This window comes from Comamonas sp. B-9 (assembly GCF_000410635.1).
GTDB lineage: Bacteria > Pseudomonadota > Gammaproteobacteria > Burkholderiales > Burkholderiaceae_C > Comamonas.
In genome coordinates this window covers 1-12027 of record NZ_KE148637.1, presented here as the reverse complement: position 1 = coordinate 12027, position 12027 = coordinate 1, and the positions used below count along the sequence as shown (strand labels likewise).

Genomic DNA, 12027 nt, shown 5'->3' with positions numbered 1-12027 from the left:
AACGCTCTTCCAGTAAGCCACGCGGTCCAGAGCAACGCGCAGGCCTTCAACGCCTTCCTTGGCCAGTGGGTTGTAGAAACCCACGCGCTCGATGAACGAGCCGTCACGGCGCACGCGCTTGTCAGCAACGACGATGTTGTAGAACGGACGGGCCTTGGAGCCGCCGCGGGAGAGTCGAATAACGACCATAATAATCCTTCGGGTGGTTAGTTTTCTTACCACGTTTGAGACACGCAACTAGCCACCCGGCCAGCGACACGCAGTAAAGCCGCAAATTATACAAACTTCTTTCAACCATGCCAAGTGTTCGTACCAGTACCCCTGATGACATCCCCGCGCTGACCCGCATTTATGCCCACCATGTGCTGCATGGCACGGGCAGTTTCGAGACCGAGGCCCCCAGCGAAGCAGAAATGACCCGGCGCCGCGACGAGGTATTGTCGCGCCAGCTGCCCTACCTGGTGGCGGAGGACAACGATGGCCAGATCCTGGGCTATGCCTATGCAAACTGGTTCAAGGCCCGGCCGGCCTACCGCTTCTCGGCCGAGGATTCGATCTATGTGGCAGATGGGCAACATGGCCGGGGCCTGGGGCGCCTGTTGATGAACGCCTTGATCGCGCACTGCGAAGCGGCTGGCGTGCGCAAGCTCATCGCCGTGATCGGGGACTCGAACAACCTCGGCTCGGTCGGCGTGCACCGCGCAGCCGGTTTTACCCAGGTGGGCGTAATGCGCTCGGTGGGCTGGAAATTTGGCCGCTGGTTGGATATCGTGATGATGGAAAAAACCCTGGGCGATGGCGACAACAGCGCCCCCACCACCTAAACCACCCCACCCGCCCTATGAGCCACCCCATCACCCACGCGATGCCGCGCAGCAAGAGCAAGACCCTGGCCACCTGGCTGGCTTTTCTGGGGGGGCCTTTGGGCCTGCACCGCTTCTACCTGCATGGCCTGGGTGACATGATTGGCTGGATGCTGCCCATCCCCACGGCGCTGGGCCTGTACGGCATGGAGCGCATTGCCAGCCATGGCATCGACGACCAGCTCAGCTGGGTTCTGGTGCCGCTGCTGGGCTTTACCATTGCGGCCTGCGCACTGACGGCCATCGTCTACGGGTTGATGGCGCCCGAGAAGTGGAACGCCCGCCACAACCCCGGCCTGCCCGAGGACGCGCTGCCCGGCCGCACCCGCTGGCTGACGATCTTCGGCATTGTGGCCTCGCTCTTGATCGGCACCACGATCCTGATGGCCAGCCTGGCCTACAGCTTTGAGCACTACTTCCAGTACCAGATCGAGGAAGCTCGCAAGATTTCGCAGTAAAGGGATAACTGTGCAAGGCCCTCAGCGCGATTGCTCATTCACCTGCAGATGCGCGCGGAGAAAGCCAAACACCTGCGCCGCATAGGCCTGCGGCGCAAACTGGTGCAGGTCCACATGCGCCGCGCCCGGCACCAGCCATAGCAGCTGCGCTGACTGCTGCGCCTGGCTTGCGGCCTCCGCCATCTGCCGGGTTTCAGCGGGCGGGGTGTAGCGGTCTTCGGTGCCGCCCAGCACCATCACCGGCCGGCTCCAGGCCGCCAGGCGGTCAATAGGCCGCAGCTGGTACGGGTCCAGGCCCAGGCGCAGCGGCATCTGCCACAGCAGCAAGGGGGTGGCGATCGGCGCCAACGGGGCCAAGGGGCCCAGCACCGCACGCACCCGGTTGTCCACGGCGGCCTCCATGCTCGGAAAAACGGCTTCGAGCACCACGGCATCGGGCGGCTGCAACAGATCGGCCATCAGCAGCCCGGCGCCGCCGAGCGATGCGCCGATCACCGCCACCTTCTCTGCAGGCTGCTGCGCCTGCAACCAGGCCAGCGCAGCGGCAATGCCCAGGCCCTCCCGGGGCCCGAAGGACAGCATCTCCCCATCGCTTTGGCCATGGGCCGGCAAATCGATCAGCAGCACCCCATGGCCGCGCGCATGCAGCGCCAGCGCCCGGGGCAGCATCGCACGCCGGTCAGCGCGCACACCGTGCAGCAGCAGCACGGCACCCTGCCCGGGCGTGCCCGCTGCATACCAGCCCCGCACCATGCCTTGCGAAGTGGCGATCTCCACGGCGGTGGCGCCCAGTTCTTGCGGTGCTGCGCCAATCTCTGGGCGGTACGGTTGGCTCAACCAGCCTGCCAGACACCAGGCCAGCGCCAGCACCGCCAGCAGCAAGGCGGCCAGCACAGCCGCAACCCAGGCCAGCGGATGCAGCGAAAAGATCGAAGGGGTCAGTGCGGGGTCGGTCATGCCTTGGCCAAAAAACAAAACGGCTGGCAGATCATATCCGCCAGCCGCCTTTTGGCTATCGCACCGCCACGATCAATAGAGCTGCAGACTCACCCAGTAGGCAAAGGCCGCCACAAAGGCGCTGGCCGGAATGGTCAGCACCCAGGCCCAGACGATATTGCCCGCCACACCCCAGCGCACCGCGCTCATGCGCTGGGTCGAGCCCACGCCGACGATGGCGCCGGTGATGGTGTGCGTGGTCGACACGGGGATGCCCAGCGCGGTGGCGATGAACAAGGTCATTGCGCCACCGGTTTCGGCGCAGAAGCCGCCGACGGGCTTGAGCTTGGTGATCTTCTGGCCCATGGTCTTGACGATGCGCCAGCCACCAAACATCGTGCCCAGGCCAATGGCCGCGTAGCAGGAGATGATGGCCCAGGCAGGAGGATCGGCATCGTTGGGCGATGCGTAGCCGGTGGACAGCAGCAGCAGCCAGATGATGCCGATGGTCTTTTGCGCATCATTGCCGCCGTGGCCCAGGCTGTAGGCACCGGCAGAGACCAGCTGCAAGCGGCGGAACCACTTGTCCACCTTGCCCGGCGTGGTGCGGCGGAACAGCCAGGCCACGATCACCATCATGATCGAGCCGAGCAAAAAGCCCAGCACCGGGGAGACAAAGATGAAGGCCACGGTCTTCCAGATGCCGCTGGCGACCAGCGCACCGGAGCCCGCCTTCGCAATCACCGCGCCCACGATGCCGCCGATCAGCGCATGCGAGGAGCTCGACGGGATGCCGTAGTACCAGGTGATCAGGTTCCAGGCGATCGCGCCCACCAGGGCGCCAAAGATCACATGGGTGTCGACAATGCCCGGGTGAACAATGCCTTTGCCGATGGTCGCCGCCACGCTCAGGTGGAAGACAAAGATCGCCACAAAGTTGAAAAATGCCGCAAACACCACCGCTTGGGTGGGCTTGAGCACGCCGGTAGAGACAACGGTCGCAATCGAGTTGGCCGCGTCATGAAACCCGTTCATGAAGTCGAACAAGATGGCCAGCGCCACCAGCACGACAATCACCCACAGGGCTGTTTGCATCGGTTCCATGGAAGTTCAGTCTCCTGCTTGCTGCAACGGATCAGGAGTTTTCCAGGATGATGCCTTCGATGTGGTTAGCCACATCCTCGCACTTGTCGGTGATGGTCTCGAGCAGCTCGTAGATGGCCTTGAGCTTGATCACCTCGCGCACATCGGGCTCCTCGCGGAACAGCTTGCTCATTGCAGAGCGCATCACGCGGTCGGCGTCGCTCTCGAGGCGGTCGATCTCCTCGCAGGTCTTGATGGCCGCCTCGGTGGTCGAGGGATCGGCAATGCGGTCGAGCATCTTGACGGCATCACGCACGCGCTCGCAGCACTTGACGCTCAGGTCCGTCAGGCGGGTGATTTCTTCGGTCATGTGGCGCACGTCGTAGAGCGCCATGGTCTCGGCCGAGTCCTGGATCAGGTCGGCCACATCGTCCATGGTGTTGATCAGCGAGTGGATCTGTTCACGGTCGATGGGGGTGATGAAGGTCTTGTGTAGGGTGCGGTTGACCTCGTGGGTCACTCGGTCGGCTGCGCGCTCGGCATTGTCCACGTCCTGGTTGTATTTCTCGCGCAGATGGGGGTCGTTGTAATTGGCCACCAGTTGGGAGAACGCGTGGGCCGCTTCAACGATGCGGTCGGCGTGCTGGTTGAACAGTTCGAAGAAATTGCCTTCGCGCGGCAAGAGTTTGCCAAAGAGCATGGGTGCACCTATTCGGTTTCAATGCAAAAAAGGGAAAAACCTGCGCACACCCGGCCGGAATCTGGCTTGTCAGCCCCGGCTCCCTGGCCCCGTCGCCACCCTGCAACTCCTTGAATTGCCAGCGGTGTCAGCGGTTTGCAGTGCGCAAAATCTGTCATTCACGGCGCATTGCTGCACTGCAAAATTCACCAATTTTAAATGCAATTGTCATTTCTTTGTCGCATTTGAGGCCGCGACGCCTAAAACAGCGCAGCCTGCGCCCTGCCCGCCGTGCCCGGTACAGAGGGAGAACGGCAGCACTGGCGCTGTCTCCCAAAGCGCGCTACCTTGCGCTTGCCGCCATCAGCTCCACCCGTATTTTTGCAGGGCGACGGCCAAATGCCTGCGCCAACCGGCAGCAATAAAAAAAGCACTGCCAGGCAGTGCTTGGGGGGGGTGCATGCGCGCTGCCGCTATTCGCCCAGATAAGCGGCACGCACCTTGGGGTCGGCCAGCAGCTGCTGGCCCGGGCCGGTCATCGTGATGATGCCCGACTCCATCACATAGCCCCGGTCGGCAATGGCCAGCGCGCGGCTGGCGTTCTGTTCCACCAGCACGATGGTCACGCCCATCGCATAGACATCGCGCACCACCTCGAAGATCTTGTCCACCATGATGGGAGACAGGCCCATCGACGGCTCATCGAGCAGCAGCAGCTTGGGCTGCGCCATCAGTGCGCGCGCCATCGCCAGCATCTGCTGCTCGCCGCCGGACATGGTGCCCGCCAGCTGGTCCTTGCGCTCGCGCAGACGCGGGAAGATATTGAACATCTTCTCGATATCGGCCTGGATGCCGGCCTTGTCCTTGCGCAGGTAGGCACCCAGCATCAGGTTGTCGGTGATGGTCTGGCGCGTGAACACGCCGCGCCCTTCGGGCACCATCACCAGCCCCTTGGCCACCAGGTCCCAGGCGCCCCGGCCCTTGAGGTTCTCGCCCAGGAACTCGATCTGCCCGTCGTTGATGGCCTGGGTGGCCGTCACCGCCTTCATCGTCGTGGTCTTGCCCGCGCCGTTGGAGCCGATCAGCGAAACCAGCTCGCCCTCATGCACCTCGAAATCGACGCCCTTGACGGCCTGAATGCCCCCATAGGCCACTTTCAGCCCACGCACCTTCAGCAGTACGGGGTTGGATGTCTTGTCAACCATGCTCAGTGTCCTCCGGTGCCCAGATAGGCCTCAATCACTTTTTCGTCTTTCTGCACCTCGGCCGGGGACCCTTCGGCCAGCCGCTTGCCGTAGTCGAGCACCGTCACCCGGTCGCACAGGCCCATCACCAGCTTTACGTCATGCTCGATCAGCAAGATGGTGCGGTTGTCCTTGCGGATGCGGTCGATCAGCTCGCGCAGCTGCACCTTCTCGGTCGCATTCATGCCGGCGGCGGGCTCGTCGAGCGCAATCAGCTGCGGGTCGGTGGCCAGCGCGCGGGCAATCTCCAGGCGGCGCTGGTCGCCGTAGGACAAGGTGCGCGCCTTGTAATCGGCGTAGCGCTCGATGCCCACATAGGCGAGCAGCTCGCGGGCGCGCTCGGCAATGGCCCGCTCCTCGGCCTTGAAGCCCGGTGTGCGAAAGATCGCGCCCAGGAGGCCCGAATGGCTGCGCACATGGCGGCCCACCATCACGTTCTCCAGCGCCGTCATGTCGGAGAACAGACGGATGTTCTGGAACGTGCGTGCAATGCCGGCCTTGGCCACCAGGTGCACGGCCTTGGGCTCATAGGGCTTGCCAGCCAACTCAAAGCTGCCGCTGTCGGGCGTGTACAGCCCGGTGATCACATTGAAGAACGTGGTCTTGCCCGCGCCATTGGGGCCGATCAGGCCATAGACCTGGCCGCGCTCGATGGTCAGACCCACATCCGAGAGGGCCTGCAAGCCGCCAAAGCGCTTGGAAATGCCTGCCACCTTGAGTGCAGGAGCTTGTGTATTCGTCATGCTCGTCTCTCCTGCTCAGTCTTTCTGGATCGCGCTCTTGCCATGCTCGGGTGCGGGCCACAGGCCACGTGGGCGCAGCAGCATCACCACGATCATCGCCACCGCAATCAACAGCTGGCGCAGGATGGAGGCATCCAGACGGCCATCGGTCATCTGTTGCAGCGGGCCGGCCACATAGCGCAGCACCTCGGGCAGCGCCGACAGCAGCACGGCGCCCAGAATGACGCCGGGGATATGGCCCAGACCGCCCAGCACCACCATGGCGACGATCATGATCGACTCCATCAGGCTGAAGGACTCGGGCGAGACAAAGCCCTGGAAGCCGGCAAACATCGCGCCGGACACGCCACCGAACGTGGCCCCCATGCCAAAGGCCATCAGCTTGAGGTTGCGGGTGTTGATGCCCATGGCCTTGGCGGCAATCTCGTCCTCGCGGATGGCCATCCAGGCGCGGCCAATGCGCGAATCCTGCAGGCGGTAGCAGATCACCACACTGGCCACGACCAGCAGCAGGAACAGGTAGTAGTACAAGGTGACCGACGAGACCGTGTAGCTGCCGATCTCCAGCGGCTTGGCAAAGTCAAAGCCAAAGATCTTGATCGAGTCGATCTGGCCCAGGCCCTTGGGCCCATTGGTGATGTTGACGGGCTGGTCCAGGTTCAGCATGAAGATCCGGATGATCTCGCCAAAACCCAGGGTCACGATGGCCAGGTAGTCCCCGCGCAGCTTGAGCACCGGAAAGCCCAAGATCATCCCCGCTATCGCCGCCAGCAAGGCGGCCAGCGGTATCACCAGCCAGATGGAGGTGTGCAGGCCATTGGGGAACATGGCCTTGAAGCCTTCAAAGGTCTCGGCCAGGTGGGGCGAGGCCATCAGGCCCAGCATATAGGCGCCCACGGCGTAAAACGCCACATAGCCCAGGTCCAGCAGGCCGGCAAAGCCCACGACGATGTTCAGGCCCAGGGCCAGCAGGACATAGAGCAGCGCCAGATCGGCAATGCGCACCCAGGCGTTGCCAAAGGACTGCAGGATCAGCGGCAATACCAGCAGCGCAATCGCGCCCACAATGAACTGTGCTTTGTTGTTCTTCATGCGGTTCCCCTTAAGCCCGATCGGCCACCCGCTCACCCAGCAAGCCCGAGGGTCGCAAGGTCAGCACGATGATCAGCACGATGAACGAGAAGATATCGACATACTGGCTGCCCAGCACGCCACCGGTGAGCTGGCCGATGTAGCCCGCGCCAATCGCTTCGACCAGGCCCAGAATCATCGCACCCACCACGGCGCCGGCCAGGTTGCCGATACCGCCAAACACGGCCGCAATAAAGGCCTTGAGGCCGGGCAAAAAGCCCATGGTGTGCTGCGCCGTGCCGTAGTTCGAGGCCCAGAGCACGCCGGCAATCGCCGCCAGCACCGCACCGATCACAAAGGTGGCCGAGATCACCATGTCGGGCTTGATGCCCATCAGCGCCGCCACGCGGGGGTTCTCTGCCGTGGCCCGCATCGCGCGGCCCAGGCGGGTGTAGTTCACCAGGTACATCAATACCGCCAGCACCACCGCCGTCACGCCCAGCACCAGGATCTGGGTCGGCGTGATCACCGCGCCGGCCAGGTCGAAGGGCTCCATCGGCAGCAAGGTCGGATAGGGCTTGTAGTTGGGCTTCCAGATGATCATCGCCAAGGTCTGCAGCAGGATCGACATGCCGATTGCGGTGATCAGCGGCGCCAGGCGCGGGCTGTTGCGCAGCGGCCGGTAGGCGAGCTTCTCGATCGTGAAATTGAGCACCGCCGCCACCACACAGGCAATGAGCGTCGCTATCAGCAAGATGACCCAGCCCGGCGTTCCCGGCATGGCCTCCTGCATCACGCCGATGATGCTCCAGCTGGTCAGCACCCCTATCATCAGCACTTCGCCGTGCGCGAAGTTAATCAATTGAATAATGCCGTACACCATGGTGTAGCCCAAGGCTATCAAAGCGTACATGCTGCCCAATACCAGACCATTAATGATCTGCTGCAGCAAAATATCCATACAACCAACCCTTCAGCTTGGAACCACAACAGCGAAAACTGCATGAAACGGGGGTCTCCCGCGATGCAGCCGCCTCTAACCGCGATAACAGTTTTATGCGGATCGAAACAATTCTATAGACGCGACCTCGGTTTTTTGGCGACTAGGCCGCTAGCGCTTTCCCTAGTGACCCATGCGCAAACCGCATGAATACAGGCGAGACTGCTGTGGACACCTAGGGAATTTACTAGGTATCGATTCAACAAATCGCGACGCGCTTTTTACAATTGATGCAGCAAACACAATAATCAAACCGGTGGCTGCGTCTCGCGGCTGGAACACTGGTGTAAATACCTATATCGGCTTTCAGTTGCATAAACAACCAAATAAACGCTGTGCCGACGAGGCATAAAAAAACGCGGCCTGGGCCGCGTTCTACGTAGAGCTGGAGCAGCGTTTAGAGCTTGCTGGCCATCTCAGGCACGGCTTCAAACAGGTCAGCCACCAGGCCATAGTCAGCCACGCTGAAAATCGGCGCTTCTTCGTCCTTGTTGATCGCCACGATCACCTTGGAGTCCTTCATGCCGGCCAAGTGCTGGATGGCGCCCGAGATGCCCGCTGCCACATACAGCTGGGGCGCGACGATCTTGCCGGTCTGGCCCACTTGCAGGTCGTTGGGCGCATAGCCCGCGTCCACTGCAGCGCGGCTGGCGCCAATGGCCGCGCCCAGCTTGTCGGCCAGCGGGGTCATCACTTCGTTGAACTTCTCGGCGCTGCCCAGCGCGCGGCCACCGGAGACGATGATCTTGGCGGCCGTGAGTTCCGGGCGGTCGTTCTTGGTCACTTCGCGGCCCACAAAGCTGCTCTTGCCGCTGTCAGCAACCGCTGCTGCGTTCTCAACCGAGGCCGAGCCACCGGTGGCCGCTGCTGCATCAAAGCCGGTGCCGCGCACGGTGATGACCTTGGTGGCATCGATGGATTGCACGGTGGCAATGGCGTTGCCCGCGTAGATGGGGCGCTCGAAGGTATCGGCGCTCACCACCTTGGTGATGTCGCTGATCTGGGCGACGTCGAGCTTGGCTGCCACGCGTGGGGCCACGTTCTTGCCCGAGGCGGTGGCGGGCGCCAGGATGTGGCTGTAGTTGCCAGCAATGGCCAGCACCTGCGCGGCCAGGTTTTCAGCCAGGCCGTCTTTCAGCGCCGGGCCATCGGCCAGGATGACTTTGGCAACGCCTGCGATCTGGGCTGCGGCCTGGGCTGCAGCTGCTGCGCCAACGCCTGCTACCAGCACATGCACATCACCACCGCAAGCCAGGGCTGCGGTGACGGTGTTGAGCGTGCCGGTCTTGATCGTTTGGTTGTCGTGTTCTGCAATAACGAGAGCGGTCATGTCTATCGTCTTTCCATTCAATGTGTCAGGTGTCGGGTCAAAGTCAGATGACTTTGGCTTCGTTCTTGAGCTTGTCGATCAAGGTGGCCACATCGGGCACCTTCACGCCTGCGCCGCGCTTGGCGGGTTCTTCCACCTTCAAGGTCTTCAGGCGCGGGCTCACATCCACACCCAGGTCTTCTGGCTTCAACGTGTCGAGCTGCTTTTTCTTGGCCTTCATGATGTTGGGCAAGGTGACATAGCGCGGCTCGTTCAGACGCAGGTCGGTGGTGATGACGGCGGGCATGGACAGGGACAGGGTCTCCAGACCTCCGTCCACTTCGCGCGTGACACTCACCTTGTCGCCAGCGACTTCGACCTTGGACGCAAACGTGGCCTGGGGCAGATCAGCGAGCGCTGCCAGCATCTGGCCGGTCTGGTTGGCGTCGTCGTCAATCGCTTGCTTGCCGCAGATCACAAGACCTGGCTGCTCCTTGTCGACCAGGGCCTTCAGGAGCTTGGCGACAGCGAGGGGCTGCAGCTCTTCGGCGGTTTCGACCAGGATGGCGCGGTCCGCACCAATGGCCATCGCCGTGCGCAGGGTTTCCTGGCACTGGGTCACGCCGCAGCTCACGGCGATGATCTCGGTCACCACGCCCTTTTCCTTCAAACGCACGGCCTCTTCCACCGCGATTTCATCAAAGGGGTTCATCGACATCTTCACGTTCGCAATGTCCACTCCCGAGCCATCGCTCTTGACGCGCACCTTGACGTTGTAGTCCACCACGCGTTTGACGGGTACCAGTACTTTCATAGTCACAGCTTTCTAACAATAAACTCTGGGCCCGCTGCGGCGTCGCTTGCCGCCTGCGGGCCACGGTATCAATCGGGCAAGGTCAGCACGCCTTGCGCCTGGAGTGCTTGCAGTTGCGAATCACTCAAACGCAGCAGATTTTGCAGCACTTCGCGTGTACCTTCACCGAGTGTGGGTGGTGCGCGGCGAATCGGCAGGCGTTGGCCATCCATGCGGATGGGCGGCGCCAGCACGGCGGTCTGGCCGGCCACCGGATGGGGCATGTTCTGCACCAGGCCGGCTTGCTGCACGCGCTCGGAGGTCAGCGCCTCATGCAGGCCCAGCACCTCGCCGCAAGGCACGCCGCAGGCATTGAGCCGCTCGATCAGCAGCGCACGCGGGAAGCTGCGGATGGTCTCGATCATCAGCGGCAGCAAGAGCTTGCGGTCCTTGGCGCGCTCCACGTTGGTCGCGTATTTGGGGTTGTCGGCCAGGTCGGGGCGCTCGATCACATCGCGGCAGAAGCGCTCGAACTGCGAATTGTTGCCCACCGCAATGATCAGCGGGCCATCGGCCGCCTCGAACATGCCATAGGGCACGATCGAGGGGTGGGCATTGCCAAAGCGCTCCGGGTCCTTGCCCATGAACAGCGCATCGAGCCCGTAGTAGCCGGTGATGCTGACGCCGTTGTCAAACAGCGCCATGTCGATCTTGCGGCCCTGGCCCGTGCGCTCGCGGGCAAACAGGGCGGCCAGCACGGCCTGGGCGGCGCTCATGCCGGTCATCAGGTCCACGACGGCCACGCCAAACTTCAGTGGCGGCTGCGAGGCCTCGCCGTTCATCGCCATCAAGCCGGCCTCGCCCTGCACCAAAATGTCGTAGCCCGGGCGGGCGGCCTCCTCGGTGTCGGTGGCATAGCCGGTCACGCTGCAGTAGATCAGGTCCTGCTTCAAGGCCTTCAGCGCCTCGTAGCCCAGGCCCAGCTTGTCGGCGCCGCCATGCTTGAAGTTGTGGATCACCACATCGAACTGCGGCAGCAGCTCCAGGATCAGCGCCAGGCCTTCGGGCTTTTGCAGATCGACGGTGATGGACCGCTTGTTGCGGTTCATGCTGTTGTAGTAGGTAGTCTCGGTCTTGCCAATGCGCAGGCCCCAGTCGCGGGTGTCGTCACCCCGCTTGGGGTGCTCGACCTTGATCACCTCGGCCCCCAGGTCGCCCAACACCTGGCCGCACAGCGGGCCGGCAAAAACACGGGACAGGTCCAGGACCTTGACACCCGCCAGCGGCAGGGCCGCGGCGTTCTCTTGCTCACGCATACTTGTCTCCTCGGATCACCGGGGCGGCCGCAAAACGGGCCCACCCGGCGTCACTTTTTTCGATCCATCTCAGCGGCGCAGCGCCAGGTAGTTGGCGGGGCGCTTTTCCAAAAACGCGGCAATGCCCTCGGCCGATTCCGGTGTGGCCTGTGCCTGCACCATCAGCTCGGCCTCCATGTCCAGCTGCGCTTCCAGGCTGTTGTCATAGGCGGCGCGGCACAGCGACTTGATGCTGGCCATCGCCTGCAAGGGGCCATCGGCCAGTTGCGCGGCCAGCGCGATGGCCTGGGCCAGCGCATCGCCCGGCTCGGCCAGGCGGTTGACCAGGCCCAGCTGCTGCATGCGCTCGCCGCTGACCCGGTCGCCACTCAGGCACAGCTCGGTCAGCAGCTGGCGCGACAGGTGCTCGGCTAAAAAGGCCGTGGCGCCACCATCGGGCGACAGCCCCACCTTCACATAGGCGACCGAGAACGCCGCATTGCGCGCAGCCACCAACATATCGCAGGCCAGCGCCAGCGACAGGCCGGCACCG

The 12027-nt window shown here is 63.0% G+C and carries 14 protein-coding genes; 2 read left to right on the top strand and 12 right to left on the bottom strand.

The features are described from left to right. On the bottom strand, nt 1-189 hold a 189-nt coding region (gene rpsP, locus H928_RS31025; protein WP_239645014.1), incomplete at its 3' end, for a 30S ribosomal protein S16. 107 nt (nt 190-296) lie between these two features. Between rpsP and H928_RS0118995 the strand changes: the two genes are divergently transcribed. Both H928_RS0118995 and H928_RS0118990 read left to right on the top strand, forming a co-directional pair. Then, nucleotides 297-824 carry a GNAT family N-acetyltransferase gene (locus H928_RS0118995; RefSeq protein WP_021027921.1) on the top strand — a complete coding sequence of 176 codons (528 nt, stop codon included), beginning with the start codon at nt 297-299 and terminating at the stop codon, nt 822-824. Between the two features lie 17 nt (nt 825-841). Next, on the top strand, nt 842-1321 hold the full coding sequence (locus H928_RS0118990; RefSeq protein ID WP_021027920.1) for an NINE protein: 480 nt from the start codon (nt 842-844) through the stop codon (nt 1319-1321). 21 nt (nt 1322-1342) lie between these two features. Here H928_RS0118990 and H928_RS0118985 read toward each other — a convergent pair whose 3' ends face one another. The 11 genes from H928_RS0118985 to H928_RS0118935 form a co-directional block, all read right to left on the bottom strand. Next, nucleotides 1343-2278 carry an alpha/beta hydrolase gene (locus H928_RS0118985; protein WP_052330105.1) on the bottom strand — a complete coding sequence of 312 codons (936 nt, stop codon included), beginning with the start codon at nt 2276-2278 and terminating at the stop codon, nt 1343-1345. 72 nt (nt 2279-2350) lie between these two features. After that, nucleotides 2351-3361 carry an inorganic phosphate transporter gene (locus H928_RS0118980; protein WP_021027918.1) on the bottom strand — a complete coding sequence of 337 codons (1011 nt, stop codon included), beginning with the start codon at nt 3359-3361 and terminating at the stop codon, nt 2351-2353. 31 nt (nt 3362-3392) lie between these two features. After that, nucleotides 3393-4040 (bottom strand): DUF47 domain-containing protein, encoded by a 648-nt coding sequence (locus H928_RS0118975; protein WP_021027917.1) that lies wholly within the window; start codon nt 4038-4040, stop codon nt 3393-3395. Between the two features lie 452 nt (nt 4041-4492). Beyond that, complete coding sequence (locus H928_RS0118970; RefSeq protein WP_021027916.1) at nt 4493-5224, bottom strand: ABC transporter ATP-binding protein; 732 nt, start codon at nt 5222-5224, stop codon at nt 4493-4495. 2 nt (nt 5225-5226) lie between these two features. Further along, nucleotides 5227-6006 carry an ABC transporter ATP-binding protein gene (locus H928_RS0118965; protein WP_021027915.1) on the bottom strand — a complete coding sequence of 260 codons (780 nt, stop codon included), beginning with the start codon at nt 6004-6006 and terminating at the stop codon, nt 5227-5229. 15 nt (nt 6007-6021) lie between these two features. Then, a complete protein-coding gene (locus tag H928_RS0118960; protein WP_021027914.1) occupies nt 6022-7098 on the bottom strand; it encodes a branched-chain amino acid ABC transporter permease in 1077 nt (358 codons plus the stop codon). A gap of 10 nt (nt 7099-7108) precedes the next feature. Further along, nucleotides 7109-8038, bottom strand: coding sequence for a branched-chain amino acid ABC transporter permease (locus H928_RS0118955; RefSeq protein ID WP_021027913.1), 930 nt, complete (start codon nt 8036-8038; stop codon nt 7109-7111). 436 nt (nt 8039-8474) lie between these two features. Continuing rightward, nucleotides 8475-9407 carry an electron transfer flavoprotein subunit alpha/FixB family protein gene (locus H928_RS0118950; RefSeq protein WP_021027912.1) on the bottom strand — a complete coding sequence of 311 codons (933 nt, stop codon included), beginning with the start codon at nt 9405-9407 and terminating at the stop codon, nt 8475-8477. A 43-nt stretch (nt 9408-9450) separates the two neighbouring features. Continuing rightward, nucleotides 9451-10200, bottom strand: coding sequence for an electron transfer flavoprotein subunit beta/FixA family protein (locus H928_RS0118945; RefSeq protein WP_021027911.1), 750 nt, complete (start codon nt 10198-10200; stop codon nt 9451-9453). 68 nt (nt 10201-10268) lie between these two features. Then, complete coding sequence (locus H928_RS0118940; RefSeq protein ID WP_021027910.1) at nt 10269-11495, bottom strand: CaiB/BaiF CoA-transferase family protein; 1227 nt, start codon at nt 11493-11495, stop codon at nt 10269-10271. A 69-nt stretch (nt 11496-11564) separates the two neighbouring features. Continuing rightward, nucleotides 11565-12027: enoyl-CoA hydratase-related protein (locus H928_RS0118935; protein WP_021027909.1), on the bottom strand; the 463-nt coding region annotated here is incomplete at its 5' end.

Bases quoted from the DNA above. Each gene is read 5' to 3' on its own strand.
- H928_RS0118995 (WP_021027921.1), top strand. From the start codon at position 297: ATGCCAAGTGTTCGTACCAGTACCCCTGATGACATCCCCGCGCTGACC.
- H928_RS0118990 (WP_021027920.1), top strand. From the start codon at position 842: ATGAGCCACCCCATCACCCACGCGATGCCGCGCAGCAAGAGCAAGACC.
- H928_RS0118985 (WP_052330105.1), bottom strand. From the start codon at position 2,278: ATGACCGACCCCGCACTGACCCCTTCGATCTTTTCGCTGCATCCGCTG.
- H928_RS0118980 (WP_021027918.1), bottom strand. From the start codon at position 3,361: ATGGAACCGATGCAAACAGCCCTGTGGGTGATTGTCGTGCTGGTGGCG.
- H928_RS0118975 (WP_021027917.1), bottom strand. From the start codon at position 4,040: ATGCTCTTTGGCAAACTCTTGCCGCGCGAAGGCAATTTCTTCGAACTG.
- H928_RS0118970 (WP_021027916.1), bottom strand. From the start codon at position 5,224: ATGGTTGACAAGACATCCAACCCCGTACTGCTGAAGGTGCGTGGGCTG.
- H928_RS0118965 (WP_021027915.1), bottom strand. From the start codon at position 6,006: ATGACGAATACACAAGCTCCTGCACTCAAGGTGGCAGGCATTTCCAAG.
- H928_RS0118960 (WP_021027914.1), bottom strand. From the start codon at position 7,098: ATGAAGAACAACAAAGCACAGTTCATTGTGGGCGCGATTGCGCTGCTG.
- H928_RS0118955 (WP_021027913.1), bottom strand. From the start codon at position 8,038: ATGGATATTTTGCTGCAGCAGATCATTAATGGTCTGGTATTGGGCAGC.
- H928_RS0118950 (WP_021027912.1), bottom strand. From the start codon at position 9,407: ATGACCGCTCTCGTTATTGCAGAACACGACAACCAAACGATCAAGACC.
- H928_RS0118945 (WP_021027911.1), bottom strand. From the start codon at position 10,200: ATGAAAGTACTGGTACCCGTCAAACGCGTGGTGGACTACAACGTCAAG.
- H928_RS0118940 (WP_021027910.1), bottom strand. From the start codon at position 11,495: ATGCGTGAGCAAGAGAACGCCGCGGCCCTGCCGCTGGCGGGTGTCAAG.